Here is a 922-nt window from a genome sequence, read left to right as displayed (position 1 = left end):
TGCGGCTTATCCTCACGATATTTTTATCCTCATCTTTTCTGGATATAAAGATATTTACTCACTTCTTCACAAAAAAGATGAGGATAACATTATTTATCTTAAACCACAGATACGTGCCATTTCAGCTTCATCATCTGGCCATAATGGCTTCTCATAACTTTCCAGATCACCTGATTCCATCACTTTACGCATCATATCAACTGAAGGGACTGCGTAAATACGTGTTGTTTCAGTTGAGGAATGCCCCAGTATACGGGAAACAAGTTCAAGTTCTGTTCCATCCTGATACAGATTGGTTGCCCTGGTCCTGCGGAACATATGGGGATAGCATCGTTCCGGGAAATTCGGATACTTTGAGCGGATCTGAGCTGCATATTTTTTGATGATACGCTCAACATTTCCAACTGACATCCTGTCTTTGTGACCCTTGATCACTGTATAGATCAGCGGAGCATCAGGATCTATCACTTCATGGTAAACTTTTAAATAGTTCTTCAGATGATCAGCGGTCTTATCTGTGATCGCAACGATCCTTTCTTTATCACCTTTTCCATAAATCCGAAGATACGGTATGTCGGCCTCCAGATTTACAGAAGATACATTCATAGACAATAATTCGGAAACCCTGACAGCAGAGTCATAAAGCAATATCAGGATCAGTCTGTCCCTTCGGCCTATCTTAGTATCCGGCGGAGCAGAGAGCAGTGCCTTAAGGGCATCATCAGGGATGACTTCACGTGTCAGCTTTGGTACTTTAAGAAAAGGAACTCTGGAAGCTGTGAGCGCTACTGACTGTAACGATATATCACAATCAGCAGCATACCAGAGATAAGCTCTGATCGCAGCAAGCCTGTTATTACAAGTGGTTTCGCTGTTACCGTTTTTATGCAGGAACTCTATGTATGATAACAGAAAATCATGT

Annotated in this window: 1 protein-coding gene; it reads right to left on the bottom strand. The window is 41.9% G+C overall.

The features are described 5' to 3' along the window. Positions 1-93: 93 nt before the first annotated feature. A partial coding sequence (locus WMO25_RS18415) for a tyrosine-type recombinase/integrase (protein WP_349086706.1) occupies positions 94-922 on the bottom strand: 829 nt, incomplete at its 5' end.

It is taken from the genome of Coprococcus intestinihominis, from assembly GCF_040096555.1.
GTDB lineage: Bacteria > Bacillota > Clostridia > Lachnospirales > Lachnospiraceae > Coprococcus_A > Coprococcus_A intestinihominis.
The sequence above is the reverse complement of the archived record's forward strand: the minus strand, read 5'-3'. Positions and strand labels throughout refer to the sequence as shown.